The sequence below is a fragment of the Bacillus sp. JFL15 genome, assembly GCF_001184225.1.
In the GTDB taxonomy this organism is placed as follows: domain Bacteria; phylum Bacillota; class Bacilli; order Bacillales; family Bacillaceae; genus Bacillus; species Bacillus siamensis.
This window is the reverse complement of the sequence record NZ_KQ236689.1, coordinates 987,998-1,013,123: the sequence shown is the minus strand read 5'-3', so window position 1 is coordinate 1,013,123 and position 25,126 is coordinate 987,998. Positions and strand designations below refer to the sequence as shown.

The following is a 25,126-nucleotide window of genomic DNA, read 5'->3' as shown; positions in this document are numbered from 1 at the left end:
AACTTTTATAACAGAAGAAAATTTTATAGCAGAAAAATATTTTGGGGGATTTTATATGGATGAAAAGGATTGGGCTGTACTCATTACATTATTCGAGGAAAAAAATATGACGAAGGCGGCGGAGCGGTTATATATGACACAGCCGGCATTAAGTTATCGGCTCAAAAACCTGGAATCGCAATTCGGAGTGCGCCTCTTTTATAAAAGAAAAAAAGGGATGGAATTCACTTCAGAGGGTGAATATCTGGTTGAATATTCGAAAGAGATGCTGCAGGAATTCAGAAAAATGAAGGATGATATGCTCAATATGAGCCATGAAGTCAGCGGGGTTCTCAGATTAGGAGTCTCAAGCAATTTTGCTCAGTATAAGCTCCCGGCGATTCTAAAACGGTTTTCTGATCAGTATCCGTCTGTTCAATTCCACGTCAATACGGGATGGAGTGCGAAGGTGATGGATCTGCTTCATCATTCCGGCGTGCACCTTGGGATTATGAGGGGAAATTATGATTGGCAAGGGGAAAAACAACTGTTAAATGAAGAGAGGCTGTACCTTATTTCAAAAACTGAAATCAACAGTGAGGACCTGCCCAAATTGCCGATGATTTATTATCAAACTGATGCCTCTTTGAAAAGTCTGATTCAAAAATGGTGGAATAATCAATTTACTGAGCCGCCTTTCATTGCAATGGAGGTAGACAGACAGGAAACCTGTAAAGAGATGGTGAAAAACGGTCTCGGTTATTCTGTTGTGCCGGAAATCTGTCTTCAGCCTTCTGATGAATTATACACATTGGCGCTGTCCTATAAAAACAACGAGCCTGTGATACGTGATACGTGGCTTATGTATGATTCTTCAGCGTTAGAATTGTCTGTCGTCAAAGCATTCATTACTTTTTTGAATGAAGATAGAACATAAAAAAACCTGCAAGAGTTTGAGACTCTCTTGCAGGCAGGATCTTACTTCTGGTCTTCCGTATTGCGTGTCAGCACTTTATCGATTAAGCCGTATTCTAAAGCTTCATCAGCTGATTTGAAGTTGTCGCGGTCTGTATCGCGCTCGATCACTTCAAGCGGCTGGCCGGTACGTTCAGCAAGCACTTTGTTTAATTTATCGCGAAGCAAGAGAATGCGTTTTGCCGCGATTTCAATTTCTGTCGCCTGTCCTTGCGCTCCGCCAAGCGGCTGGTGAATCATGACTTCACTGTTAGGAAGCGCGTAACGTTTGCCTTTTTCACCGGCTGCAAGTAAAAATGCTCCCATAGAAGCGGCCATCCCGATGCAGATTGTAGATACTTTCGGTTTAATGAACTGCATTGTATCGTAGATTGCCATACCGGCAGTGATTGATCCGCCAGGGCTGTTAATGTAAATGGAAATATCTTTTTCAGGGTCTTCCGCTTCAAGGAATAAAAGCTGTGACACGATGGAGTTCGCAACGTTGTCATCAATCGCAGATCCAAGCATGATAATACGGTCCTTCAAAAGACGGGAGTAAATGTCATAAGCTCTTTCTCCGCGGTTCGTTTGTTCAATGACTGTAGGTATTAAATTCATAATGCTCCTCCTTCACCTTTTAGGTAAGTATGTATTTACATGATACATTTTTGGTCAATAAAGGTCAAACAAAACGCTGACCAAATGCCAACCTTTTCTTCTAACACCATTTTTCCCAGAAAACAAAAAGTTCAAACAGCAAAGTAAAAATGGGTATTAACAACGCCGGCGCTTGAGAAAATGATATGGCCTGAGCAGCCGAAATAGAACGCTGGCGTGCCGTACGGCTGAACCGGCTGATTAAGTTGTCTGACCTTCCAGAAACCGCACCGGCAAATACGTTTCCAGCGGCAAATCATCAAATTCGCCTTCAATTTCTTTTACTAAAATCTCGATGGCTGTTTTGGAAATCAATTCGATCGGCTGCTGGATGGTTGTCAATTCCGGAAGGATCGATTGAACGGTTTCGGTGCCGTCATAACCGATCACTTTTAATTGAGCCGGGATGTCTTTTCCCCGTTTTTTGGCCTCCGTCATGACTGCTGCCGCCATCAGATCATCACTGGCAAAAATTCCGTCGGTGTCAGGCTGTTCATCGAATAACGATGAAATGATGTCATGGTCATGTTGATAAAAGGGTACTTCATATGTAATAGGCTGCCTTCCGTGTTTACGCATGACATCTTCGTATGCTTTTCTTCTGAGGTTTGCCGGTGTTTCGAGTTCAAGCGGGCCGTTGATATGGACGATGTGCCGGCACCCTTTTTCGATCAGCAGTTCCGCCGCTTTTTTTCCGCCGTCATAGTTGTCTGAGCCGACGACGGGAATTGAATCCGATAAGAAATGATCAATGGCGACAATCGGCAGATTTTGCTTATGATAATTGAGAATTCCCCGGTTGTAAGTCACAGCGATCACGCCGTCCACTTGGTTTCTTATCAGCATCTCCACATATTTTTCTTCTTTATCTTTTCGATGTAAACTGTTGCAAAGCAGCAGTTTGTAGCCCATGGACGTACAAATGCTTTCAATATGAAAAGCGAGTTCGCCGAAAAACGGATTGCCGGAGTTTGGGATGATAAGCCCTATTAAATTGGTTCTTTTACGGAATAAAGAGCGGGCGAGATCGTTTGGAAAGTAATTGATTTCTTCCATCGCCTTGTACACTTTTTCTTTTGTTTTTTCGCTGATATAGCCGCGGTTATTTAATACCCGCGAAACGGTTGTAGAGGAAACTCCCGCTATTTTTGCAACATCGTGAATGTTAGGCTTCATTCCCTTGCCCTCCTGCTTTACTGAAATGGCTTACAATTCTCGTCACGCACTTATTTTAGAGAATCGGGCTGACATGCGCAAGGAAATTCCATATTTCTGCTAGGGGTGCGTTTTGTTCAATTTGAATAATCAGAAAAGTGTATGTCAACCGATTGACATATGAAACCGGTTGACATACAATTCTTTATGAAAGCGCTTTACAAAAAGGGTGAAGGGAAGTGACACCGGCTGTTTGCGTAATGCAGCTAAAGTGAAGTACCGGACAGCGCTAAAAAAGAAAGCGCTTACTTTATAGCGGGAAGGAATGACATGGCTCAGCGGTTCGGGAACGTGGATGAAAAGGTCCTATTAAAGGAGCGGTGAAAATGAAAAACGCAAAAAGTCTGTATTGGAAACTGAGTGCTTATTTTTTCTTTTTCTTTTTTACTTGGTCTTCCAGCTATTCTTTATTTGCGATTTGGCTGGGGCAGGAAATCAATTTAAACGGGTCAGCGACAGGCATTATTTTTTCTGTAAATGCCGTATTTGCCTTGTGCATGCAGCCTCTTTACGGTTTTATCTCTGACAAATTGGGGCTGAAGAAAAAGATCTTATTTATGATCAGCTTTCTTCTCCTATTTACAGGTCCGTTTTATATTTTCATCTATGGACCGCTCCTGCAGTACAATGTCTTTCTTGGCGCCATTGTCGGAGGCCTGTATTTGGGAGCCGGCTTTTTGGCTGGGATAGGCGCGATTGAAACGTACATTGAAAAGGTCAGCCGAAAATATCATTTTGAGTATGGAAAATCAAGAATGTGGGGCTCATTGGGCTGGGCGGCGGCTGCATTTTTTGCAGGACAGCTTTTCAATATCAATCCCAATATCAATTTCTGGATCGCGTCTGTTTCAGCCGTCATTTTAACGGCCATTATCATGTCTGTAAAAATCGAAATGACAGACCACGAGAAAAACAGAGCGGATTCGGTCCGGTTAAAAGATGTGGGGCGGCTCTTTTTAATAAAGGATTTTTGGTTTTTTATGATGTACATTATCGGCGTGACCTGCATTTACGGCGTATATGATCAGCAGTTCCCGATCTACTACGCGTCTTTGTTTCCTTCAGTGGCGATAGGCAACCAAGTATTCGGCTATCTTAATTCAGTCCAGGTATTTTTAGAGGCCGGCATGATGTTTCTTGCGCCTTTTATCGTCAATAAGTTCGGAGCGAAAAACAGTTTGATTTTAGCGGGGTTTTTAATGGCTTTCCGCATCGTCGGGTCCGGAATTGCAGTTGAGCCTGTAGGAATTTCATCAATGAAACTCATCCACGCACTGGAACTGCCGATTATGCTGATCGCCGTTTTTAAATATTTGGCGGCCAATTTTGATACGCGTCTGTCGTCCGTCCTTTATCTCGTCGGTTTTCAATTTGCATCTCAGGCAGGCGCGTCGATTCTGTCGCCGCTGGCGGGAGGATTATATGACAGTGCGGGGTTCCGTCAAACTTATCTCATCATGGGAATCGTCGTCTTTGGTTTTACCATGATCTCCATTTTTACTTTATTAGACTCGAAAAAAAACAGCAAGCGTGTGCAGGATTTACAAAAAATCGGATAGAGAGGATGTCGCAAATGGATAGAATTCAGCAGGCGGAGGAAGCTTTGAAGGAAGCAGAGGGTAAAGTGAAACAAAGATATCGGCTGGGGTACCACATTATGCCCCGGGCGAATTGGATCAATGATCCGAACGGGCTTATTCAGTTTAAAGGAGAATACCACGTCTTTTTTCAGCATCATCCGTATGATGAGAATTGGGGGCCGATGCATTGGGGGCATGTAAAGAGTAAAGATCTCATTCATTGGGAGCACCTGCCGGTTGCCTTAGCTCCGGGTGATGCATTTGATCAAAGCGGCTGTTTTTCGGGAAGCGCGGCCGATGATAACGGACGCCTTACTTTAATCTATACAGGCCATAATATGATTGATCAAGAGAAAGACCTTTTCTATCAAACTCAAAATATCGCGGTCAGCCAAGATGGAATTGTGTTTGAAAAGCTTCAGGAAAACCCCGTTATTGCGGCACCGCCGGAAGACAGCGCCCGTCATTTCCGCGATCCGAAAGTATGGAAGCATCGCAATGAGTGGTATATGGTCATCGGCAACTCCTCAAAAGAAAACGTCGGACGGGTCGTTTTATACCGCTCATCTGATTTGCGTAATTGGGAATACGCAGGTGTTCTCGCCCAAAGTGACGGTCATCTCGGCTATATGTGGGAATGTCCGGATTTCTTTGAATTAGGCGGCAAACATGTCCTGCTGATTTCGCCACAGGGTATTGAAGCGGACGGCGATTCATATAACAATTTACATCAAACCGGTTATTTAATCGGTGACTATAATTATGAAACAAATAAATTTACACACGGCGCTTTTACAGAGCTGGATTACGGCCATGACTTTTACGCCGTGCAAACATTACTGGATGATAAGGGACGCAGAATCGCTATCGGCTGGATGGATATGTGGGAATCTGAGATGCCGACAAAAGCGGACGGATGGTGCGGTGCATTGACGCTGCCGCGAGAACTGACATTGCGTGACGATCATAAACTTTTGATGAATCCCGCAGAAGAAACCAAGCAGCTGCGAACAAAGGAATACCGGGAATGTGCAGGCCGGCAGGTATCAGGGAGTTACTTGGCAAAGACGTCCGAAGACCTGCTTGAAGCCCAAGTCGTATTTGATATAAACGATTGCGATGCCGAATCGGCAGGTTTTAAGATTCGCGGCCTTGGTGAAGAAGAACTTGTGCTTAAGTACAATCTAACGGATAGAAAATTGACACTTGATTGCACCAAAATGGGAAAAGCGAAAGACGGTGTGAGAAGAGTGCGGCTGGATGCAAGCGGCAAGCTGACGCTGCGGATATTTATTGACAGATCTTCGATTGAAGTATTCGCCAATCATGGAGAAGCAACGATGACAAGCCGTATCTATCCGAAAGAGGGCAGATTGGGGCTTGAGCTGTTTTCTGAGAAAGGCGCTGTAAAGGTTGAGGAATTCACCTATTGGACGTTAAAGGACATTTGGAAAAAAAGCTGAAATGTGCTTTTTCTGAAGTGACTGGAAAAGTACTGAGCAGCTGAAATGACTGATCGCATCAGGCGTGTGAGCCTTTTGAAAAACAAGCCGTTATGCGGGGCGGGATTATGCTGCATGAGGACGCTGCATAATCCTGTTACTATACATACATCACTGCAGCATAAGCGCCGTAAAGTTCACTATTATTGAAAAAGTGTTGCTTTCTGCGTGTGTCTTTATTATAATATAAAGGTATCTGATTGAAAAAACGTGCGCTCGTAGCTCAGTTGGATAGAGCGGTGGTTTCCGGTACCACGTCTGTCGGGGGTTCGAATCCCTCCGAGCGCGTCAAAAGCATGAGATAGCTTTAAATGAATAAAGCTTAAAGAAGTCGAAAACCCTTGCCGTGCAAGGGTTTTTCTTTGTTTCTATGGACTTATTGGGAGCCCGAGAAAGCGTTAAAAAACGGATTATTTCATTTCGTTTTGCACAAATTTTGCACAGGCTTTGAGTCGTATCAATACTAGCAAGTCCTAATCGTTTTGATACATCATAAATGGATCACAAGCCATAATGTCGTAACGACAGCAACCATAAAGTAATCTCCGTCAGTAAGCTTAGTACCATTTTTAATTAAGACGTTCGCAACCCAATTGGCTTTTGTTCCTTCTGACGCATTGAGAGCGACCTTCTTACCAACATTGTAATAAACCACTTTGAATAAATAATACACTAACGTACAGAACAAAAAGAGCAATATGAACTTTCCTATGAACAATAACACGCTTCAATCACTCCTTCCTTACAATACCCATTATTTTACCAAATAAGGATTTTGTTTAAAAGAGGATATAGCCTAGCCGAAAAAAATCCCACTCGTTTAGTATCCCGGTGGTTTTTCCTGCAGCGTGGCGGTTTATCCTTTTTCCAAGCATGCCGTTTTTAGCAGCTTGAACATCGTCAAGAATACGCGCGATCTTATACAATAAACCCCTTGTTTTTTATGTTCATGAAAAGCTTCTTTTATTCTCCCGCCCTCACTTCCCGCCGGCTACTCATTCCGACTGACGGATCAAAGGATTATCAAAAAAACTTATATATCAACGTTCATAGAGGTATATGATACATTCTCCGAGCGTGTCAGTTAAGACGATAGGAAAAACCCCGCAAATAATAAATCCGCGAGGTTTTTTATTTTACCTTGTTTTGAAACTGTTAATGAATGTGTCCCTGTTATTTTCAGTGCCGGCAATCAGCCGCGCACTTTCACTGATCCGCTGTGCGAGAGCTTTTTGCGCCTTGCCTTCGAAGCTGTTCAATAAGGCTGAGTAAACTTCATATAATTCATCTTTCAATGTGTCCATTTCGAATGTCGGCTTCAGCGTTTGGCGCACTGTTTCCAGTTTTGTCCCCGCTGCCTGCGTCATGACGGTTTTCAGCATTTGCCGCTGCAGCCTTTTCTTCATCGGGTCGTCCTTATGTTCTAAAAGTTCGTCTAATGTCGGCATTATGTATCCACCTCTATCATCTTAACCAGTTTGCGAGCATCTGGTCTTTTTCCTGAAATTTGTCCGCTATTTTATGTAAGAATCCGCCGATCTCTTCAAGGTCCGTGATCGCCGCCTGCAAGGAATCAATAAACGCCTGCTCAGCCTGAGTGTCGTAAAAAATCGGGCCTTTATCGTAGGATTGCGCAATATCTTCAATTGTATTGGTCACGTCCTGTGCTTGAAGCTGATCAAACAAGCCGTGTCCGACTTGGCCGTAAAATTCGGTTTTCAGCTCGGCGATTTTTTCATCGTGCTCTTGATAGGCGTTCTGCGCTTCTTTTTTCATCGTCCGCAAATCCTCAGTCATGGCCTGTACCTTTTCAGCCAGCTTCTTTGCGTTTTTCGGCGTTACTTTTATCGCGTCTCCGCTTCCGATCGCACCGGCCGGCAGAAGAGCGCCGAGATTTTTATCGAAGACTAACTCATCTCCGTTCGGATTTGTGATGTTTCCGTTTCGGTCAAATATGAAATTCGCTTCGTTTAAGCCGTGTGTATCCGGATTTCTCAGAATGACGGTAGTAAAGAAATAAGCGAGATTCTTGCTGATCTGCTCGTTTAAGTTCCCATCAAGCCGCTGCTTTCGGCTGAACTGTGAGAGTGAGGGGTTTTTCGTATAAATCGTTGTCCCGTTGTGGCGGTCATATTCGTTCCAATAACCTGCCCCAACCATGTCGTCCGGATTGATAATTGACCGGATGTAAGGATCGTATATGCCGCTGTTGATGTCTTTCTGTGTTTCTTCATCGTGCAGTTTCACGACGGAAGGACTGTTAAACGCAACGGCATAAATATCATTATTCACCGCGCTGTATTCGGCCTCAGCGCCGCCGAGTGAATGGCCGGTTGTTGAAATAATCGTTGACGTTCCGGCATATTTTTTCTTTACGCTGCGTACCAGCTGATCGGCTTGATCGATTTGTGATGTTTTCGTTATCAGCTTATACTTTCCGTTTGTGAGCATGGCGTCTTGAGAGGGCGTTCCATTGTATTTTCCGAGTGTTTTAGACGTGTCTTTCGCATCTTTTTTTACAATATAATACACTTCTTTTTTTGGATTATTTCCAAAAACAATATTCCCGCCGTCCGCTTTTACGCCGTCATTGATCGGGTCTTTTCCGATATCGGTTCCCGCAAAGGCGACGACCACGTTTTCGGGGTTTTTTGATTTTACCCATTTTCCATCTTGTGTTTTTTCTCCTTGTGATAGTACAACTGCGTCCAATCCGGTATCTTCGTCAGTTTTTATTTTTTCAACATACCAAGGGATATTTCTATCAGCTATAATAGGTTGATTGTTTTTTAGACTTTCTTTCAGTTTATTATAATTATATGCGTACCGACTAAGTAAATAATAAGTTTCATCCGATACTTCAGGTACTTTTATGTTCTTGGCCATACAAAACTCCTCACATATAATGTAAAATGAATTATTGAAAGGGTGATTCTATGAAAAAATACATTTTTATCCTTATAATTATTATTATAGCAGTTGGGGGTTTTATAATGAAGAATATTAATGATAAAAATGAACAGGCAGAAGAGGTAAAGATTGCTCAAGAACGAATGGAGAAATTTATCAAAGCGAATTATGAAGGAATACATAACGTTACGTTTAAAGATAAATATGAAACAGATCCAATGGGCGGGATAGAGGTATTTGGCTATTACAATGATCATACATCAAATAAATTTGACGGTATTTATGATAAGGCAAATGACAAGATTATGGGACACACTATAGATGCTGTGAGAAAGAAAGAATGTAGAGATAAAGACTGCGATTATTAATAAAGACGCCACACTGGCGTCTTTTTTGTATTATACCTTCAATTGCTTCGGAAATTGTGGACCATTTTTCTATTCCGCGAGCTACATGTGTACCTTTGCCTGCTATTGTTGCGTATGCTTCATATGTATTATTGGCTGGCCCCAAACACTCTAATCGATAAATCCTTTTGCTTAAAGAGTAGCCATTCTTGTTTTTCTCTTTATAATACACTTCTTTTTTCGGATCATTTCCGAAAACAATATTCCAGCAGTCAAAGATCGGGCCTTTTGCGATTTCGGTTCCGGCAAAGGCGACGACCACGTTTTCGGGGTTTTTTGATTTCACCCATTTTCCGCTTTTTGTCTTGATGCCTTTTGAGAATATAAAGTCATCAAGATCCGTATCAGAATCCTGCTTCACTTTCTCAACGTACCAATATGACGTCTTACTTATTTTATAAGGAGTTTTATATTTCATATGCAGGGCTAACATTTTATAATGGTAAGCTGCTTGACTCAAACGGTAATATTCTTTATCTGTGACATTAGAGACGGTTATTTCTTTTCCTTTTGGCATATATACAACACCTTTCTTATATTGTAAAATAGTTCCGAAAGGATGATACGCATGAGAAAATACATTATTATCCTAATTGTTATAATTATAGCAGTGGGAGGTTTTTTCGTGAAGCGTCAATATGATAAACATAAAAACGAAGAAAAACTTGTGATTGAGGCGCAAGAGCATATGAAGAATTACTTAAAAAAAGACTATAAAAATGTGCAGGAAGTTCATTTTTCAAAAGACTACGATATCGATCCGACAGGCGGAGTCGAAGTTTCAGGCTACATAAATAATAATAAAGAAAAAGAATTTTCCGGTATATATGATCCAACGAACAAGGAGATAGGGATTTCAGTGGTCAATGCCGAAGAAAGGTAAAATACCCACCTCAGGATGAGTGGGTATTTATTTTGTTTAATTATCTTACAAAATTCGTGATATGTTTCTCATACAGTTCAAACCTATTCCTGAGATCAATCGCCTCTACCGTCTCATTTGTCGAGGTATCCCCGATATTAACGGTAACCGCATACAAATATCATGACAACTCAACGATAGGAAAAACGTCAGATCAGCATTTTACTCGCTTTAAGTTCCAATCTTAACTTGTCAGCAACAATCGCGATGAATTCTGAATTGGTTAGCTTTGCTTTTGACATGCTGAAAGTATATTCATATCAAGTTTTCGCTCATTTCGTTTACTTAAAAACGACAGTTATTTATAGGAAAGGATTGATTTCCAAATGAAAAAGTACATAATTATCCTTATTTTAATAATTATAGCAGTTGGAGGACTTTTTATGAAGCATCAGTATGATCAAAAGGAAAAAGAGATTGCGTTATTCGAAGAAGCCCAGAATCATATGGAAAAGTTTTTAACAACGAACTATAAAAATGTGAATAATATCCATTTTTCCGAGGATTACCATATTAATCCAATGGGTGGTATTAGTATTAAGGGTTATACGAATGGAAAAAAAGAGTTTGAATGTCTATATGATCCAGGCAATAAAGAAATATTGTCGTATACGGTTGATGCCGAACCCAAAGAAGAATGTAAAGATAAGCTTTGTACAAGATAAATTAGCCAGCTCAATCGAGCTGAGCTAATTTTGTTTTATTGCTCTTACTCTATCTCCTCGACATAAAACAAATCTTCCATAGGTACATTTAATCCTCAGTTAATAATGAATAGTGTTGTGATATCATATCTTGTATTTGTTTTAAATCTGCTTATCGCAGCCTCAGTAGAGCCAACTAAATCAGCCAATTCCTTCTGGATTTGAATTCCTTTCTCCTTCATCACTTCATTTAACCTAGATCTAACTATAACTAACGCTTATAAAAAAGTATTCTCGATCACTGATACTTGATACATTGATGCTTTTTAGACATGTACAACACCCCGAGGTTGATGTAAATTTAATCTAAGAAAGGATGAGTTTGTGAGGAAATACAAAATTGTCCTAATATTTGTAATAACTATAGCGTCAGGAAGTATCTACATGAAGTACCACCATGATAAAAAAGAAGCAGAACAAGAACTTTTTATCCAAGCGAAAAATAAAATGGAAAGCTATATAAAAGCTAATTACAAAAATATAAAGCAAATTACATACATTAACGATTATAAAATAAATCCTATGGGTGGTATTTCCGTGAAGGGGTACTTGAATGGTAATAAGGAAAAAGAATTTTTTGGACTTTATGACAAAACGAATGATGAAATAGGAGTTTCGTCAGTCGATGCGGAAGAGAAACCCGAATGTCAGGAAAAAGAGTGTGAATACTAAAAGACTCTGAAATAAAGAAGTACTCTGGATTGCCGCTTATATGATCCTCTGTGGACACTGAAGAAAAATCTTAAGACGCCTAAACGCACCGGATGTCACCGGCCATTTTTTCTAGTCCGCGAGCTTCATCATAACTCATGGGAGGATGATTCTGGTGAAAACATACATTATGATCTTCATGGTTATCTTTATAGCAGCCGGAGGTTTTATAATGAAGAGTATGAATGATAAAAATGTTCAGGCTGAAGAGGTAAAGATTGCTCAGAAACGAATGGAGAAATTTATCAAAGCGAATTATGAAGGAATACATAACGTTACATTTAAAGATAAATATGAAACAGATCCAATGGGCGGGATAGAGGTATTTGGCTATTACAACGATGATACATCAAATAAATTTGACGGTATTTATGATAAGGCAAATGACAAGATTATGGGACACACTATAGATGCTGTGAGAAAGAAAGAATGCAGAGATAAAGACTGCGATTATTAATAAAGACGCTCGTCTGGTATGAGCATACACTAAACGAAAAAGACAAGGGTTTGGCATTTGCCGCCCTTGTCTTTTTGTTGAACACCTCTTTTTTCGGGTAAACTTTATCAGAGGCAGCTCATTATTTGACAGTCCATTTTAACAGCGTTACAATTAAACGTGTAAATAGTTACATGTTTAAATAAACATAATATCTCGGGAGGTGATACGTTCTTGAATGAACCTTCTTTAAAAAAGTCATCAATGATTCAGTGAACGGCATCATTGATCCCGAGCATGTTTATTTCGGACTGTGCCTATGTTTGAAGCAAGCAGTGAGGCATATCAGTTTGCAGGACCGGCTGTTTATCGGGGCTGCGGTCAGATTGCCGGATGACATTCGGTTGGATATTTATGAAGTTCAATAATGATATGGAGAGTGAGTCGACATGGAAAACTTTATCGGAAGCCATATGATTTACACGTATGAAAACGGCTGGGAGTATGAAATTTATATTAAAAATGATCATACGATCGACTATCGGATTCATAGCGGTATGGTAGGCGGACGCTGGGTGCGCGACCAAGAAGTGAATATCGTAAAGCTGACAGAAGGCGTATATAAAGTGTCATGGACTGAACCGACAGGCACAGATGTTTCATTAAACTTTATGCCGAATGAAAAACGGATGCACGGGATTATTTTCTTCCCGAAATGGGTGCATGAGCATCCGGAAATCACCGTATGCTACCAAAATGATTACATTGACGTGATGAAAGAGTCACGTGAGAAATATGAAACGTATCCTAAATATGTCGTTCCCGAGTTTGCGGATATTACGTATCTTAACAATGCGGGAATCAATAACGAATCATTGATTTCAGAAGCGCCGTACGAAGGAATGACAGATGATATTCGCGCAGGAAAATTAAAATAATAGAAAAAACCCGGCTCAGATGCCGGGTTTTTTGTGTATGAAATCAGGAAATCCTACGACAGGGTTTTGGTCATGATAAAGTCGACTTGTTCATCATCCCCCATAAAAAAAGAGTGTTCTCCCGTTTGGACAAACCCCATTTTTTTATAAAAGGCGATTGCGTTTTCGTTTTTTTCCCATACGCCAAGCCAGATTTTCTTTTTGTTGTGTTCGGCAGCGATTTTCACAGCTTCATTCAGCAGATATTTGCCAAGCCCGTGTTTCTGATGGTTTTTTCTTATATAAATTCTCTCAATTTCCAGAGAATCATCACCCATTTTTTCTGATTGAGCTTCATCCATGTTGATTTTTACATATCCCGCAAGATCATCATCATAATAGACAAAATAGAATTGTGAAGACAGATTGGATAATTCCGTTTTCAGCTGTTCAGAGCGGAATGCATTTTCCAAATAAGCCTTCATATTTTCAAGTGAATTTTGATCTGTAAATGTATCATTGAATGTTTCAATGCTTATCTCCCGGAGTGCTGTTATATCGTCGAGGCTGCATTTTTTTAATTTGATGCTCATGTTCATACAGCTCCTTTCTTATTTATGAAATATTGTAATTGCAATAAAAATACCGTATATTAAATATAATGTGGTTTTGTTGTATTTGCAACATAAAATATGAAAATGAGGCCGGTAACATGAAATATGGTTTTTATATTTTGGGAATCATTATATTAACTTTTGGTATTTCTGTCACGATTCAATCTGATCTTGGAACGTCGCCTTTCGATGCGCTAATCGTGGGGCTGTCTGTACATGCTGGGCTGACTGTAGGAAGCTGGGAAATCATCATAGCTTTCCTGTTAATATGCTGCAATTCAATGTTAAAAAGACAAAGACCGGAATTTTCAGGGATGATTACGGCGTTTATAACGGGAATCGGGATTGATATGTGGCTGTTTTTCCTGCATCGTTTCATAGTGCCTGAACTGTGGTACGAAAAAGCGGGTTGTTTTGCCATCGGTTTGGTTGTGATAGGGATTGGAACCGCGGCTTATCTGCACACAAATTTCGCACCGATCCCGGTTGACCGGTTAACGTTGATTATCCGCGAATTAACAGGAAGAAGCATCTTTTTTTCAAGAACGGTCATTTACTTCCTGTTTTTCATATTGGCCTTGATCTTAAAAGGTCCGGTCGGCATCGGGACGTTATTCACCGTTTGTTTAGGAGGGCTCATCCTTCATTTCTTTATGCCGATTACAGGAAGATGGATAGACGGTATCTTAACAGCATCTCAAAAGCAGAAAGATAAGAAAAAATGGTATAATTAGTTTGTATGAACTTGTAAAAAAGGGGGAGGGATTTTTCATGGGCGGTCAAAGAAAGCTCGTTTTTTACGGTGCTGTCAGCGCAGATGGCTATCTTGCGCGGGAAAATCATTCTTTGGATTGGTTAATCGGGACTGAAGGTGAAGAAGACACCGATTATGCATCTTTCTATGAATCTGTCGATACGATCATTATGGGCAGAAAAACATATGATGAAATTATGAAGTTATTTCCCGAGGAGTTTCTGTATAAGGGAAAAGAGTGCTATGTGTTTTCGCGGACATTGACCGGGCGTACTGAAAATGTGCGGTTTATTCATGAAGAGCCTGCCGGTTTTATACAAGCGTTGAAACGCCAAGAAGGCAAGCGGATTTGGATTGTCGGCGGGAGTGATTTGCTGCACCCCGTTTTGGAGGAAAAACTTGTCGATGAGTTTATCATTCAGGTCGCCCCTGTTCTGCTCGGCCGGGGAATTCCGTTATTTAAACCCAGAGATCGGGAGACCGGGCTGAAGCTGACGGATGTCCGGCGCTATAAACAATTTGCGGAATTGCATTATGAAGTGAGATAAATGAAATAGATGAAAGAAACCCAGTAAGGTTACCGGGTTTCTTTTTCATGTTTGTTTTTATGTTTTGAGATTGTGTGGGCCGGCCCGTATGAAAATCCTGCAGCCATGATGACAGCGCCTATCCACCTCACGGCATAGAAATCAGTGTCGCGCAGGAAGACAACCGAAACTAAGATCATCAGCGCCCCGATGATAACGGCAGCTGTGCCGATAATACTTGATTTCTCCATATAATAACTCCTTTATGAATGGTTAGATGATCAGTTATAAAGGAATATAACATATAAGGGTTAATATGGAAATAAGTATTCTGCGAAGTCGAATGACTGAGGTCTGAACTGGGATGAAAACGAAACCCCAAGGGAACCTGATCCCTTGGGGTTTTTTTATGCTTGAAACAGGATGCGGCGTTTGGCGGAATCGGGATCAGTTTCCGTCGAGACGGCTGTGTTGAAAATGAGCGTCTCACGCGAGCCTGTTTCATACTGAGGCCAATGGAGCTGATCGGTGTCCGGGTTTCCTTTTTTCGCAAAGGCCAGCCATGCGGATTGCATCAGCCTGGAGAGCTCTTTTGCATCTTCACCGAGCGGTTTCTGCAGCGTCTTTTTCAAAGAATCAAAGTTTCCGAACACAAACGGCAATTCCAGAGCGTGAACCGCTTTATGAAACGGCGGTGTTTCGCCATGCCAGTCAAAGCGGTACATCCAGACGGGTGCGAATCGCGATTGTCCTTGTGCGAAAGCGACAGCCGGCCGCCAGAATTTCAGATCCGTCATCATATCAATTTGTCCTGTTAAGGAATGAGGATATAAGGGTGCCGCTTGCAAATAGCCTTCTTCTCCAAGATGATGGCGCAAATAATCGGCGTGCTCCTGTTCGGAATGAACAGGTGAATCAGGGGTGAAAAATAAATATCCTTCATCCCGATTGGTGCCGATGAGTATCGGTATGCCTTCTGCCGCACCGCCGTGAATCGCTTTTTCAGGTTCCTTCGGCAATGTGGCCGGATCTATGGCCGGCTGATAAAAAAGATGAAAAATATTCTGTCCCTTTATACTGTTCACTTTTCCGGCAGCTGTGAGAATGTCATCTGTCGGGAGGGTATGCAATTTGCTCATGTCATCTGTTTTAATACCGGCCTCGCTGATAAAAGTCTCGGCAATGTCTTTTGCCATATCAGCAGCCATCGTCTGAGAGGCCCCGCTTTCTAAAATGGCTTTATGAAACAGGCCTTTTGCGTCAGGCATTGCCATAAGGGAGGCGATGCTCATGCCGCCTGCCGATTCACCAAATACCGTGACGTTATCAGGGTCCCCTCCAAAAGCGGAAATATTGTCCTTCACCCAGCGCAGCGCGGCGATCTGATCGAGCAGGCCGATATTGCCGGGATACGCGTCAGAAATAGAAGACAAATGTAAAAAACCGAACGGCCCGAGCCTGTAATTAAGTGTCACCACAATGACATCTCCTTCAGCGGAAAGAGCAGACCTGTCGTAAATCGGTTCGCTTCCGGCGCCTAAAAAAAATGCGCCGCCGTGAATCCATACCATGACAGGCCGTTTCACACCCTCTGATTCCGGGGCGAACACATTGAGGTAAAGGCAATCTTCAGATTGAGGCGGAACATCTCCGGAAAACGACATGGACAGCAAATCAGCGGGCTGCGGACAAACCGGTCCGAACGAGTCGGCATGTTTTACGCCGTCCCAAGGTGCGGGCGGCTCCGGCGCTTTAAATCTCAGCTCTCCGACGGGCGGCTTGGCGTAAGGGATGCCCTTCCATGTGCGGACACCGCGGCCGGCCGTTCCTTTTAATGCGCCGCAGCGGGTTTGAACGGTAAGTTTTGTCATGACTTCATCCCCTTTTTTCTTTTCATTATATACAGAGATGAAGACATGAAGCGAATGAAATCCCTTTCATCTGCATATGATCAGTAACGTTTCCGTTCTAAAAATGATCTGACTTCCTGAACGGACAAGCCGAGTTCTTTTGCTTCCTGCATCAGCGCTTTCCATTCCTCAATGTTCGATTCAGTCAGTTTTCTGTTGCGGTAGGGTGCGGGCTCCGGCCGTTTTTCAGTCAGTTTGTTCGTAAAGGTGAACAGTTCTTCTTTCGGCATGCCTGACTGCACAGCCTGCACGAGATGAATGCGCCACTCATCTTCCGTGCCTCCCATATGATGCAGCATCGTTTCGGCATCAAAAAGCTCCGTCAGATCGACTTGAAGGGTGGCGGACACTTTTTTAAGAAATTGAATGGACGGATTTGAGTGAACCCCCCGTTCTATCTTGCTTAAATAAGATTTAGAGACTCCCGCTTCGACTGCTAGCTGATTAATAGAGTAGCCTTTTCTTCTGCGGTATAAACGTATTATTCTTCCAATCATTGTGCTGAATTCTCCCCTGCATACTGACATTTTTCGTTCATTATAAGAAATTTTTCGTTCTTTATAAAATTTAAAATTGAAAGGTAAGTGCAGTAAATAAGAGGAAAATCACGATAATGTTCTCTAAAAAGAACCAAATGGCTTAATTTGAAATTTTCAAATTTCGAGCTTTTCTTTTATAATCCAATCATTAACAGAAGGGGGCGTTTAAGCCTGATGCAACAAGGATGAGGCTGTATATTACATGAATGAGAATATGAGTTTTAAAGAATTATTTGGCATTATTAAGCACAGATTTTTACTGATTTTTATCATGACAGCAGCGGTGACGCTGATAACGGGATACATCCAATTCCGGGTGATTTCGCCCGTTTATCAGGCGTCGACACAAGTGCTCATACATGAAACAAGCGGTGAAAAAAATTCGAATCTCAGCGACGTTCAGCTGAATCTTCATTACAGCACCACGTTTCAAACGATAATGAAAAGCCCGGTTGTGCTTGAGAAAGTGAAACAGACGCTGCATCTTTCTGAGACGGCATCCGCTTTAAAAGCGAAGATCACGACAAGCAGTGAAACCGATTCAGAAATCATCACCGCAGCGGTGCAGGATGAGAATCCGAAAAAGGCCGCCGCTATAGCGAACACGCTGATGAAGGCATTTAAAAAAGAAGTCCGCGACAGGATGAATATAAAAGGCGTCATCGTTTTGTCTGAGGCGAAAGCATCGGAAAGCCCGATGGTCAAGCCTTCGCGCATCCGGAATATCATGATGGCATTCGGTGCGGCTCTTATGGCCGGTGTGACGCTTGCGTTTTTTCTCCACTTTCTTGATGAAACCGTTAAGAGCGAGCGGCAGCTCAGCGAAAAAACGGACTTGCCCGTTTTAGGGGTTGTGTATGATATCAAAAATCAGCAGACACGGTCTGATGAAAAACATTTCGGGGAGTGAGGCGTTTGGGATTCAGAAAAAAGAAGTCAAGACGGGGATTGGCTCAAATATCTGTTTTACATCACAAATCATTGGTGGCTGAACAATACCGCACCATTCGGACAAATATTGAGTTTTCCTCTGTCCAGACCCATCTGCGCTCCATTCTCGTCACTTCTTCCGTTCCGGGAGAAGGAAAATCATTCAGCGCCGCCAATCTTGCCGCGGTATTTGCGCAGCAGGAGAAAAAGGTGCTGCTCGTCGATGCGGATTTACGAAAACCGACGATACACGAGACTTATCAGCTTGAAAATGTACAAGGCCTTACGAATGTGTTAGTCGGAAACGCTTCCCTCGATGAAACAGTGCAAAAAACGCTGATTGACAACCTCTATGTCCTAACGAGCGGACCGACGCCGCCGAATCCGGCAGAGCTTTTGTCCTCAAAGGCGATGGGAGAGCTGATTCAGGAGATGTACAGCCGGTACAGTCTTGTTGTTTTCGACTCACCTCCGCTTTTGGCGGTGGCTGACGGACAGATTTTAGCAAACCAGACGGATGGAAGCGTTCTCGTCGTTTTGAGCGGAAAAACGAAAATGGATACCGTCCAAAAGGCGAAAGACGCGCTCCAGCAGTCAAAGGCGAAGCTTCTGGGCGCGCTGCTGAATAAAAAGAAAATCAAAAAAACAGAGCACTACTCGTATTGAGCGGTGCAGGTGATGTCTCCTTACCTTTATCAACGGAGGCACTCGGCTCTGCTGTGGGCAGCGGTTTCTGCTGCTGCCTTAGATGCTGGTCGTCGGTGGCGGGGTGTGAGGACGGGTTAAATGCCCAATTTATTTTAATGCTGCATTGTTATCGTTTTAGCTGTTATGCCAGTTTTTTTACGAAAACCGTACCAGCTAAACCGATAAATGAGGAGGGGAAAGATTGACTTACCGGAGAAGACTTTCAATGATTTTTGCATTGGATACGTATCTCGTTTTACTTTCCGTTGTTATAGGATATCAATTTTTTGAGGATTCTTATCACTTTTATGACTCCGGAGCGTTATTACTGACCGCCGTGAGCATGCTGATCAGCCACCATGTATGCGCTTTTATGTTTCATCAGTATAAGCAGGTATGGACGTATACGGGAATAGGCGAGCTGCTTGATCTGCTGAAGGGGATCACTCTGTCCGCAGCCGTGACAGCCGCCGTCCAATACGGGGTGTTCCACACGATTTTGTTCCGGCTTTTAGCCGTCAGCTGGATGATTCAGCTCTTGTTTATCGGAGGAAGCCGGATGATTTCGCGCGTGCTGAAAGAAACGATCGGCAGGAAGCAAAAGGACTCTTCCCGGGCGCTGATCATCGGCGCGGGCGCAGGGGGGACGCTGCTCGCCCGTCAGCTTACGCAGAAAAATGATCTCGGGATCATGCCGGTGGCTTTTATTGATGATGATCAGACGAAGCATAAGCTCAAAATTATGGGCCTGCCCGTCATCGGCGGAAAAGAAAGCATTATGCCGGCGGTGCAGAGGCTGAGAATTCATCATATCATCATCGCCATTCCGTCTCTTTGCCCCCATGAGCTCCAGACGCTGTACAAAGAATGTGTGCAGACGGGCGCCCATATTAAAATCATGCCGCAATTTGATGAGATCCTGCTCGGAACGCAGGCTGCCGGCCACATCAGGGATGTAAAAGCCGAAGATCTCCTCGGCAGAAAGCCGGTCACCCTTGATACGAGCAAAATTTCTGACAGCATAAAGGGGAAAACGATTCTGGTCACGGGCGCCGGCGGCTCTATCGGTTCTGAAATCTGCCGCCAGATCAGCGCGTTTCTTCCGCATGAAATCGTCCTTCTCGGCCACGGGGAGAACAGCATTTATTCGGTGCATAACGAACTGTCCGCACGCTTCGGCAAAGAGGTGCTTTTTCACGCGGAGATTGCCGATATTCAGGACAGAGATAAAATCTTTACATTGATGAAGAAATACGAGCCGCACGTCGTCTATCATGCGGCCGCTCATAAACATGTGCCGTTAATGGAACATAATCCTGAAGAAGCCGTCAAAAACAATATTATCGGCACGAAAAATGTCGCCGAAGCCGCCGATATGTGCGGAACGGAAACATTCGTGCTGATTTCTTCTGACAAAGCGGTCAATCCGGCCAATGTCATGGGCGCGACGAAGCGGTTTGCGGAAATGGTCATCATGAACCTCGGAAAGGTCAGCCGCACCAAATTCGCCGCCGTCCGTTTCGGAAATGTGCTCGGAAGCCGCGGCAGCGTCATTCCGATTTTTAAAAAGCAGATTGAAAAAGGCGGACCCGTCACCGTCACGCATCCGGCGATGACAAGATATTTTATGACGATTCCCGAAGCGTCAAGACTCGTCATTCAGGCGGGGGCGCTTGCAAAAGGGCGGCAGATTTTCGTTCTGGATATGGGAGAGCCCGTCAAAATCGTCGACTTGGCAAAGAACCTGATTCATTTATCAGGCTATACGACAGAACAGATTCCCATTGAATTCTCAGGCATCCGCCCGGGAGAAAAGATGTATGAAGAACTGCTGAATCATAATGAAGTACATACGGAACAGATTTTTCCGAAAATCCATATCGGGAAAGCGATCGACGGGGATTGGGGCGTGCTCATCCGTTTTATGGAGGAATTCAGCCGTCTGCCTGAAGATGAGCTGAGAAAACGGCTGTTTGAGGCGATTGAATCAGTACATGAAGAAGCGGCCGCAGGCGTGTGATGGGAGGACAGAAAGATGACGAAAAAAGTATTATTCTGCGCCACTGTCGATTATCATTTTAAAGCCTTTCACCTTCCGTATTTTCAATGGTTTCAGGATATGGGCTGGGAGGTGCACGTCGCGGCAGGCGGTCATATGAACCTTCCGTTCGTTGATAAAAAGTTTTCCATTCCGATCCGGCGCTCCCCGTTTCATCCCGAAAATCTTTCTGTTTACAGGCGGCTGAAGCAGCTCATTCAAGACAACGGCTATGACATGATTCACTGTCATACGCCGGTCGGCGGCGTACTCACCCGCCTTGCTGCGAGACAAGCGCGCCAAAAAGGGACAAAGGTGCTGTACACTGCGCACGGCTTTCACTTCTGCGACGGAGCGCCTCTGAAGAACTGGCTTCTTTATTACCCGATCGAAAAATTTCTCTCTTCTTATACGGATTGTCTCATTACCATTAATGAAGAAGATTTCGAACGGGCCAAGCAAATGAAAAAAACGGATTGCGAAGCGAAAAAAATACACGGCATCGGTGTTAATACAGACAGGTTCCGCCCTGTGAGCCGGAGAGAAAGTGAACGGCTGAGAGAAAAACACGGCTTCAGCGCCGGGGAATTTCTCCTCGTATATCCCGCCGAATTAAACGGCAACAAAAATCAGGGTATCCTCATTGAGTCTGCGGCCTTGCTGAAGCGCAGCATCCCGGAGCTGAAACTCGTATTTGCCGGAGAAGGCGCGATGGAAGAGCCGTACAGAAAAAAGGCTGAATCACTCGGGGTATCCGACATTGTGCGATTTTACGGTTTTTGCCGCGACATTCATGAGCTGATTCAGCTTGCCGATCTGTCTGTCGCCTCAAGCATCCGCGAAGGGCTCGGTATGAATCTGCTTGAGGGGATGGCTGCCGAAAAGCCCGTCGTTGCCGCGGACAACAGGGGGCACCGCGAGATCATCGAAGACGGTGTGAATGGTTTTCTCGTGCCGGCCGGAGACAGCGCAGCGTTTGCCGATCGGATTGAAAAGCTGTACCGCTCCCCCGGCCTGCGAAAAGCAATGGGGCAAAAAGGGCGCAGTACGGCGGAATGTTTTTCAGAAACACGCACGGTAAAGGAAATGGCGCATATTTACGCCGGCTATATGGATAAAAAGGAGAAAAGCGTATGAATGCAGGAGCACAACCGAAAATTTCCGTTATCATGGGGATTTATAATTGCGAACAGACTTTAGCGGAGAGTATTGAATCCATCCTGAGCCAATCTTATAAGAATTGGGAACTGATTATGTGTGATGACGCGTCAACTGACGGAACGTATCAGATTGCGCGCCGCTATGCGGACCATTACAGCGACCGGATCACGCTGATTCAAAATAAGACAAATCAACGGCTTGCCGCTTCGCTGAACCGCTGTCTGACATACGCAACGGGGGATTATATCGCCAGACAGGACGGTGATGACATATCCGCCCCGAGAAGACTGGAAAAACAGGCCGCTTTCTTAAACAAGCACGCCCACTATCAAGTCGTCGGCACGGGTATGCTCGTATTTGACGAATTCGGCGTCAGGGGCGCCCGGCTTTTGCCGCCCGTGCCGAAACCGGGAATTATGGCAAAAGGCACACCGTTCTGCCACGGGACCATCATGATGCGGGCCGAAGCGTACAAAGCACTCGGCGGCTACCGGTCAGTCAGGCGGACGCGGCGGATGGAGGATATCGATTTGTGGCTGCGCTTTTTTGAAGCGGGTTTCCGAGGGTACAACCTTCAGGAAACGCTGTATAAAGTCAGAGAGGACAGCGATGCGTTTAAACGGAGATCGTTTACGTATTCCATTGATAACGCGGTGCTCGTTTTTCAGGCGTGCAGACGGCTGAAACTGCCGCTTTCCCATTACGTGTATATCGCAAAACCGCTCATCCGCGCTATTACGCCGCCCGCGGTCATGAACCGTTATCATAAAAACAGGGACGTCCGCCAAAAAGAAGGGCTTGCCGAACATGACTGACAAACCGGCGCGGGTGCTGCACATTTTCAGCGGGATGAACAGAGGCGGCGCAGAAACGATGATGATGAATTTGTACCGGAAGATGGACAGAACGAAGGTGCAATTTGACTTTTTAACCCATAGGAACGATCCGTGCGCTTATGATGAGGAAATTCTTGCTCTCGGCGGACGGCTTTTTTATGTGCCGAGCATCGGCAGCACAAACCCGATTACTTTTGTGAAACAGGTCAAACGGGTGATTCAGGAAAAAGGACCGTTTGCCGCCGTGCATGCTCATACCGATTTTCAGTCGGGATTTATCGCATTGGCCGCTCGTTTAGCAGGCGTCCCCGTGCGGATCTGTCATTCTCACAGCACATCGTGGCGGGGGCGGTCGTCCGGGCTTGGCAAGATGCAGATGTTTGTGTTCAGGCGGCTGATTACGGCAAATGCCACCGCGCTGTGCGCCTGCGGAGAAGAAGCGGGCCGTTTCTTATTCGGAGAACAAAAAGGCGTGCGGCTTTTGCCGAACGGCATTGATCTTGACTTATTTGCCGGCGGACGCGCGGACATAGAATCTGAAAAAAGGAAGCGGGGCATTGCCGCCGGCCGATTGGTGATCGGTCATATCGGCCGCTTTACAGAGGAGAAAAACCACGAATTTCTGCTTCGGCTGGCCGCTGATATGAAAGAGCGGGGCATCGGTTTACAGCTGATCCTCGCCGGAGACGGTCCGCTTCGCACCGATATGGAAAAACTGGCGGAGAAGCTGGGGCTTGATGATGCTGTGCGTTTTATCGGTGTAGAGGATCGCGTTCATGATCTGCTGAAAACGCTGGATGTATTTGTCATGCCGTCTCTTTATGAGGGGCTGCCCGTCACACTCGTTGAAGCGCAGGCCTCCGGGGTGCCGTGCGTCATATCAGACGGCATAACGGAAGAAGCCGATGCCGGGCTCGGGCTGGTCAAAAGGCTCAGCCTCAAAGAACCGCCTGAACAATGGGCATCCGCGATTTTACGGGCAGCTGAGGCGCCAAAGCCTGGCAGGGCGCGCATTAAAGACACACTCGGACGGCTGGGATATGACGCGGGAGAGAATGCGGGGGCTGTTATGAAGCTTTACAATATGAACTGTGAAAAGGAACAGTAACGAATGATTGTATATGTAGTCAATATGGGAATTGTTTATATTTGGTCATGGTTCGCAAAAATGTGCGGCGGGCGTGATCAATCGCTTTCAACCGGATACCGGCCGAATCAGCTCGTCATGCTCGTTCCGCTGGCATCGCTTGTATTGGTTTCCGGTTTGCGTTACAGAGTCGGGACGGATTTTCAGACGTATGCGCTGATGTACAAGCTGGCGGGAAATTACGGGAGCATATGGGAGATCTTCGGGTTCGGAGCGAAAAAAGCAGCCGTTGATCCGGGATTTACCGCTCTTATCTGGCTCATGAATTTTATCACGAAAGATCCGCAAATTATGTATTTCACCGTGGCGGTCGTGACATGCAGCTTTATTTTAAAGGGGCTCGTTGAGTTCGGACGTCCGTTTGAACTGAGTGTGTTTTTGTTTTTGGGCACGTATCATTATTACGCTTCCTTTAACGGAATCAGGCAGTATATGGTGGCGGCCGTTTTGTTTTGGGCAGTCCGCTATGTGATAAATGGAAGCTGGAAGCGTTATATGTCCATCGTGCTGTTGTGTTCGCTCTTTCATTCCTCGGCCTTAATCATGATTCCGGTTTATTTCATTGTCAGAAGAAGAGCCTGGTCGCCCGCGATTTTCGGGCTGTCGGCCTTGTTTCTTCTCATGACGTTTCTGTATCAGAAGTTCATTTCGCTGTTTGTGGTCGTGCTGGAAAACAGTTCGTACGGCCATTATGAGAAATGGCTGATGACCAACACGAACGGGATGAACGTCGTAAAAATCGCGGTGCTGCTTCTGCCGCTGTTTTTGGCTTTTTGCTACCGGGAGCGGCTGCGGAAGCTCTGGCCTTACATTGATGTTATCGTGAATTTCTGTCTGCTGGGCCTGCTTTTCGGTCTGCTGGCGACAAAGGATGTTATTTTTGCCCGGTTTAATATATATTTCGGCCTTTACCAAATGATCCTGATCCCTTATTTTGTGAGGATTTTTGATGAAAAATCGAATGCGCTGATCTATATCGCCATTATTGTCTGTTATTTTCTTTACAGCTATTTGCTTATGCCGGTCGATTCGTCTGTGCTTCCGTACAGAACGATTTTTTCCCGGTAATGGATACTGGAGGTTTAT

General features: G+C 44.3%; 28 protein-coding genes, 1 tRNA gene and 2 pseudogenes. 20 read left to right on the top strand and 11 right to left on the bottom strand.

Annotation, left to right across the window (positions count from 1 at the left end):
• The first annotated feature begins 55 nt into the window (after window positions 1-55).
• Window positions 56-916 carry a LysR family transcriptional regulator gene (locus AD710_RS05125; protein WP_049627464.1) on the top strand — a complete coding sequence of 287 codons (861 nt, stop codon included), beginning with the start codon at window positions 56-58 and terminating at the stop codon, window positions 914-916.
• Window positions 917-957: 41 nt separating this feature from the next.
• Here the strand turns inward: AD710_RS05125 and clpP are convergent, their stop codons facing one another.
• Window positions 958-1,554, bottom strand: coding sequence for an ATP-dependent Clp endopeptidase proteolytic subunit ClpP (gene clpP, locus AD710_RS05120; RefSeq protein ID WP_003151513.1), 597 nt, complete (start codon window positions 1,552-1,554; stop codon window positions 958-960).
• Window positions 1,555-1,794: 240 nt separating this feature from the next.
• Window positions 1,795-2,769, bottom strand: coding sequence for a LacI family DNA-binding transcriptional regulator (locus AD710_RS05115; RefSeq protein ID WP_016937835.1), 975 nt, complete (start codon window positions 2,767-2,769; stop codon window positions 1,795-1,797).
• Window positions 2,770-3,134: 365 nt separating this feature from the next.
• Between AD710_RS05115 and AD710_RS05110 the strand changes: the two genes are divergently transcribed.
• The 3 genes from AD710_RS05110 (at window position 3,135) to AD710_RS05100 (ending at window position 6,178) form a co-directional block, all read left to right on the top strand.
• Window positions 3,135-4,367, top strand: coding sequence for an MFS transporter (locus AD710_RS05110; RefSeq protein WP_049627463.1), 1,233 nt, complete (start codon window positions 3,135-3,137; stop codon window positions 4,365-4,367).
• Between the two features lie 14 nt (window positions 4,368-4,381).
• The gene (locus tag AD710_RS05105) at window positions 4,382-5,851 is read left to right on the top strand and encodes a glycoside hydrolase family 32 protein (protein ID WP_049627462.1); all 1,470 of its coding nucleotides are present in this window, start codon (window positions 4,382-4,384) and stop codon (window positions 5,849-5,851) included.
• Between the two features lie 251 nt (window positions 5,852-6,102).
• Window positions 6,103-6,178: transfer RNA gene (locus AD710_RS05100), tRNA-Arg, on the top strand.
• 848 nt (window positions 6,179-7,026) lie between these two features.
• Here AD710_RS05100 and AD710_RS05090 read toward each other — a convergent pair.
• Together AD710_RS05090 and AD710_RS05085 are read right to left on the bottom strand one after the other, a co-directional pair.
• Window positions 7,027-7,338 (bottom strand): hypothetical protein, encoded by a 312-nt coding sequence (locus AD710_RS05090; RefSeq protein WP_045925896.1) that lies wholly within the window; start codon window positions 7,336-7,338, stop codon window positions 7,027-7,029.
• A gap of 16 nt (window positions 7,339-7,354) precedes the next feature.
• Window positions 7,355-8,776, bottom strand: coding sequence for a lipase (locus AD710_RS05085; RefSeq protein ID WP_049627461.1), 1,422 nt, complete (start codon window positions 8,774-8,776; stop codon window positions 7,355-7,357).
• 50 nt (window positions 8,777-8,826) lie between these two features.
• Here AD710_RS05085 and AD710_RS05080 point away from each other — a divergent pair, with 50 nt between their 5' ends.
• Window positions 8,827-9,168, top strand: a complete 342-nt coding sequence (locus tag AD710_RS05080) for a DUF1433 domain-containing protein (protein ID WP_049627460.1) — start codon at window positions 8,827-8,829, stop codon at window positions 9,166-9,168.
• On the opposite strand, the gene AD710_RS19965 is transcribed toward AD710_RS05080, so the two are convergent.
• Entirely contained in the window at window positions 9,116-9,724 is a 609-nt protein-coding gene (locus AD710_RS19965) for a hypothetical protein (RefSeq protein WP_049627459.1), read from the bottom strand. The genes AD710_RS05080 and AD710_RS19965 overlap by 53 nt on opposite strands.
• Before the next feature lie 51 nt (window positions 9,725-9,775).
• Here AD710_RS19965 and AD710_RS05070 point away from each other — a divergent pair, with 51 nt between their 5' ends.
• Window positions 9,776-10,090, top strand: a complete 315-nt coding sequence (locus tag AD710_RS05070; protein WP_171866179.1) for a DUF1433 domain-containing protein — start codon at window positions 9,776-9,778, stop codon at window positions 10,088-10,090.
• 188 nt (window positions 10,091-10,278) lie between these two features.
• On the opposite strand, the pseudogene AD710_RS19790 reads toward AD710_RS05070, so the two are convergent.
• Window positions 10,279-10,389 (bottom strand): annotated as a pseudogene (locus AD710_RS19790) (sporulation transcription factor Spo0A); the annotation flags it as partial.
• Between the two features lie 66 nt (window positions 10,390-10,455).
• Here AD710_RS19790 and AD710_RS05065 point away from each other — a divergent pair.
• The gene (locus AD710_RS05065) at window positions 10,456-10,794 is read left to right on the top strand and encodes a DUF1433 domain-containing protein (protein ID WP_049627457.1); all 339 of its coding nucleotides are present in this window, start codon (window positions 10,456-10,458) and stop codon (window positions 10,792-10,794) included.
• Window positions 10,795-10,889: 95 nt separating this feature from the next.
• Here AD710_RS05065 and AD710_RS19960 read toward each other — a convergent pair whose 3' ends face one another.
• Window positions 10,890-11,015 (bottom strand): hypothetical protein, encoded by a 126-nt coding sequence (locus tag AD710_RS19960; protein ID WP_015387666.1) that lies wholly within the window; start codon window positions 11,013-11,015, stop codon window positions 10,890-10,892.
• Window positions 11,016-11,217: 202 nt separating this feature from the next.
• On the opposite strand from AD710_RS19960, the gene AD710_RS05060 reads away from it, so the two are divergent.
• From AD710_RS05060 to AD710_RS05050, 4 genes and pseudogenes are all read left to right on the top strand, one after another.
• Window positions 11,218-11,505: a DUF1433 domain-containing protein gene (locus tag AD710_RS05060; RefSeq protein WP_049627456.1), complete on the top strand. Its 288-nt coding sequence runs from the start codon at window positions 11,218-11,220 to the stop codon at window positions 11,503-11,505.
• A 211-nt stretch (window positions 11,506-11,716) separates the two neighbouring features.
• Window positions 11,717-12,001 carry a DUF1433 domain-containing protein gene (locus AD710_RS05055; protein ID WP_049628771.1) on the top strand — a complete coding sequence of 95 codons (285 nt, stop codon included), beginning with the start codon at window positions 11,717-11,719 and terminating at the stop codon, window positions 11,999-12,001.
• A 260-nt stretch (window positions 12,002-12,261) separates the two neighbouring features.
• Window positions 12,262-12,408, top strand: a pseudogene (locus AD710_RS20255) (DUF3237 family protein); the annotation flags it as partial.
• A 21-nt stretch (window positions 12,409-12,429) separates the two neighbouring features.
• Complete coding sequence (locus AD710_RS05050) at window positions 12,430-12,918, top strand: phenolic acid decarboxylase (RefSeq protein ID WP_045925902.1); 489 nt, start codon at window positions 12,430-12,432, stop codon at window positions 12,916-12,918.
• Window positions 12,919-12,971: 53 nt separating this feature from the next.
• On the opposite strand, the gene AD710_RS05045 is transcribed toward AD710_RS05050, so the two are convergent.
• The gene (locus tag AD710_RS05045) at window positions 12,972-13,490 is read right to left on the bottom strand and encodes a spermidine/spermine N(1)-acetyltransferase (RefSeq protein ID WP_049627455.1); all 519 of its coding nucleotides are present in this window, start codon (window positions 13,488-13,490) and stop codon (window positions 12,972-12,974) included.
• Between the two features lie 119 nt (window positions 13,491-13,609).
• Here AD710_RS05045 and AD710_RS05040 point away from each other — a divergent pair, with 119 nt between their 5' ends.
• A complete protein-coding gene (locus AD710_RS05040; RefSeq protein WP_049627454.1) occupies window positions 13,610-14,245 on the top strand; it encodes a YczE/YyaS/YitT family protein in 636 nt (211 codons plus the stop codon).
• A gap of 37 nt (window positions 14,246-14,282) precedes the next feature.
• Window positions 14,283-14,813 carry a dihydrofolate reductase family protein gene (locus AD710_RS05035; RefSeq protein WP_049627453.1) on the top strand — a complete coding sequence of 177 codons (531 nt, stop codon included), beginning with the start codon at window positions 14,283-14,285 and terminating at the stop codon, window positions 14,811-14,813.
• A 29-nt stretch (window positions 14,814-14,842) separates the two neighbouring features.
• Here the strand turns inward: AD710_RS05035 and AD710_RS05030 are convergent, their stop codons facing one another.
• The 3 genes from AD710_RS05030 to slrR form a co-directional block, all read right to left on the bottom strand.
• Window positions 14,843-15,043: a hypothetical protein gene (locus tag AD710_RS05030; RefSeq protein ID WP_049627452.1), complete on the bottom strand. Its 201-nt coding sequence runs from the start codon at window positions 15,041-15,043 to the stop codon at window positions 14,843-14,845.
• A 156-nt stretch (window positions 15,044-15,199) separates the two neighbouring features.
• Window positions 15,200-16,663: a carboxylesterase/lipase family protein gene (locus tag AD710_RS05025; protein ID WP_049627451.1), complete on the bottom strand. Its 1,464-nt coding sequence runs from the start codon at window positions 16,661-16,663 to the stop codon at window positions 15,200-15,202.
• Window positions 16,664-16,743: 80 nt separating this feature from the next.
• Window positions 16,744-17,199 carry an HTH-type transcriptional regulator SlrR gene (gene slrR / locus AD710_RS05020; protein WP_003151541.1) on the bottom strand — a complete coding sequence of 152 codons (456 nt, stop codon included), beginning with the start codon at window positions 17,197-17,199 and terminating at the stop codon, window positions 16,744-16,746.
• A 244-nt stretch (window positions 17,200-17,443) separates the two neighbouring features.
• Here slrR and AD710_RS05015 point away from each other — a divergent pair, with 244 nt between their 5' ends.
• From AD710_RS05015 to AD710_RS04985, 7 genes are all read left to right on the top strand, one after another.
• On the top strand, window positions 17,444-18,151 hold the full coding sequence (locus AD710_RS05015) for a YveK family protein (RefSeq protein WP_049627450.1): 708 nt from the start codon (window positions 17,444-17,446) through the stop codon (window positions 18,149-18,151).
• Between the two features lie 5 nt (window positions 18,152-18,156).
• Entirely contained in the window at window positions 18,157-18,837 is a 681-nt protein-coding gene (locus AD710_RS05010; RefSeq protein WP_016937854.1) for a protein tyrosine kinase EpsB, read from the top strand.
• A gap of 223 nt (window positions 18,838-19,060) precedes the next feature.
• The gene (locus tag AD710_RS05005; RefSeq protein WP_197083928.1) at window positions 19,061-20,878 is read left to right on the top strand and encodes a polysaccharide biosynthesis protein; all 1,818 of its coding nucleotides are present in this window, start codon (window positions 19,061-19,063) and stop codon (window positions 20,876-20,878) included.
• 15 nt (window positions 20,879-20,893) lie between these two features.
• Window positions 20,894-22,033, top strand: a complete 1,140-nt coding sequence (locus AD710_RS05000; RefSeq protein WP_049627449.1) for a glycosyltransferase family 4 protein — start codon at window positions 20,894-20,896, stop codon at window positions 22,031-22,033.
• Complete coding sequence (locus tag AD710_RS04995) at window positions 22,030-22,872, top strand: glycosyltransferase EpsE (RefSeq protein ID WP_016937857.1); 843 nt, start codon at window positions 22,030-22,032, stop codon at window positions 22,870-22,872. The genes AD710_RS05000 and AD710_RS04995 overlap by 4 nt, the downstream gene beginning before the upstream one ends.
• On the top strand, window positions 22,865-24,001 hold the full coding sequence (locus AD710_RS04990; protein ID WP_049627448.1) for a glycosyltransferase family 1 protein: 1,137 nt from the start codon (window positions 22,865-22,867) through the stop codon (window positions 23,999-24,001). The genes AD710_RS04995 and AD710_RS04990 overlap by 8 nt, the downstream gene beginning before the upstream one ends.
• 3 nt (window positions 24,002-24,004) lie before the next feature.
• Window positions 24,005-25,108 carry a biofilm exopolysaccharide biosynthesis protein EpsG gene (locus AD710_RS04985; protein WP_049627447.1) on the top strand — a complete coding sequence of 368 codons (1,104 nt, stop codon included), beginning with the start codon at window positions 24,005-24,007 and terminating at the stop codon, window positions 25,106-25,108.
• Window positions 25,109-25,126 lie beyond the last annotated feature (18 nt).

Excerpts from the sequence above, each read along its gene's own strand:
- AD710_RS05125 (WP_049627464.1), top strand. The coding sequence starts at position 56 with ATGGATGAAAAGGATTGGGCTGTACTCATTACATTATTCGAGGAAAAA.
- clpP (WP_003151513.1), bottom strand. The coding sequence starts at position 1,554 with ATGAATTTAATACCTACAGTCATTGAACAAACGAACCGCGGAGAAAGA.
- AD710_RS05115 (WP_016937835.1), bottom strand. The coding sequence starts at position 2,769 with ATGAAGCCTAACATTCACGATGTTGCAAAAATAGCGGGAGTTTCCTCT.
- AD710_RS05110 (WP_049627463.1), top strand. The coding sequence starts at position 3,135 with ATGAAAAACGCAAAAAGTCTGTATTGGAAACTGAGTGCTTATTTTTTC.
- AD710_RS05105 (WP_049627462.1), top strand. The coding sequence starts at position 4,382 with ATGGATAGAATTCAGCAGGCGGAGGAAGCTTTGAAGGAAGCAGAGGGT.
- AD710_RS05090 (WP_045925896.1), bottom strand. The coding sequence starts at position 7,338 with ATGCCGACATTAGACGAACTTTTAGAACATAAGGACGACCCGATGAAG.
- AD710_RS05085 (WP_049627461.1), bottom strand. The coding sequence starts at position 8,776 with ATGGCCAAGAACATAAAAGTACCTGAAGTATCGGATGAAACTTATTAT.
- AD710_RS05080 (WP_049627460.1), top strand. The coding sequence starts at position 8,827 with ATGAAAAAATACATTTTTATCCTTATAATTATTATTATAGCAGTTGGG.
- AD710_RS19965 (WP_049627459.1), bottom strand. The coding sequence starts at position 9,724 with ATGCCAAAAGGAAAAGAAATAACCGTCTCTAATGTCACAGATAAAGAA.
- AD710_RS05070 (WP_171866179.1), top strand. The coding sequence starts at position 9,776 with ATGAGAAAATACATTATTATCCTAATTGTTATAATTATAGCAGTGGGA.
- AD710_RS05065 (WP_049627457.1), top strand. The coding sequence starts at position 10,456 with ATGAAAAAGTACATAATTATCCTTATTTTAATAATTATAGCAGTTGGA.
- AD710_RS19960 (WP_015387666.1), bottom strand. The coding sequence starts at position 11,015 with ATGAAGGAGAAAGGAATTCAAATCCAGAAGGAATTGGCTGATTTAGTT.
- AD710_RS05060 (WP_049627456.1), top strand. The coding sequence starts at position 11,218 with ATGAAGTACCACCATGATAAAAAAGAAGCAGAACAAGAACTTTTTATC.
- AD710_RS05055 (WP_049628771.1), top strand. The coding sequence starts at position 11,717 with ATGAAGAGTATGAATGATAAAAATGTTCAGGCTGAAGAGGTAAAGATT.
- AD710_RS05050 (WP_045925902.1), top strand. The coding sequence starts at position 12,430 with ATGGAAAACTTTATCGGAAGCCATATGATTTACACGTATGAAAACGGC.
- AD710_RS05045 (WP_049627455.1), bottom strand. The coding sequence starts at position 13,490 with ATGAGCATCAAATTAAAAAAATGCAGCCTCGACGATATAACAGCACTC.
- AD710_RS05040 (WP_049627454.1), top strand. The coding sequence starts at position 13,610 with ATGAAATATGGTTTTTATATTTTGGGAATCATTATATTAACTTTTGGT.
- AD710_RS05035 (WP_049627453.1), top strand. The coding sequence starts at position 14,283 with ATGGGCGGTCAAAGAAAGCTCGTTTTTTACGGTGCTGTCAGCGCAGAT.
- AD710_RS05030 (WP_049627452.1), bottom strand. The coding sequence starts at position 15,043 with ATGGAGAAATCAAGTATTATCGGCACAGCTGCCGTTATCATCGGGGCG.
- AD710_RS05025 (WP_049627451.1), bottom strand. The coding sequence starts at position 16,663 with ATGACAAAACTTACCGTTCAAACCCGCTGCGGCGCATTAAAAGGAACG.
- slrR (WP_003151541.1), bottom strand. The coding sequence starts at position 17,199 with ATGATTGGAAGAATAATACGTTTATACCGCAGAAGAAAAGGCTACTCT.
- AD710_RS05015 (WP_049627450.1), top strand. The coding sequence starts at position 17,444 with ATGAATGAGAATATGAGTTTTAAAGAATTATTTGGCATTATTAAGCAC.
- AD710_RS05000 (WP_049627449.1), top strand. The coding sequence starts at position 20,894 with ATGACGAAAAAAGTATTATTCTGCGCCACTGTCGATTATCATTTTAAA.
- AD710_RS04995 (WP_016937857.1), top strand. The coding sequence starts at position 22,030 with ATGAATGCAGGAGCACAACCGAAAATTTCCGTTATCATGGGGATTTAT.
- AD710_RS04990 (WP_049627448.1), top strand. The coding sequence starts at position 22,865 with ATGACTGACAAACCGGCGCGGGTGCTGCACATTTTCAGCGGGATGAAC.
- AD710_RS04985 (WP_049627447.1), top strand. The coding sequence starts at position 24,005 with ATGATTGTATATGTAGTCAATATGGGAATTGTTTATATTTGGTCATGG.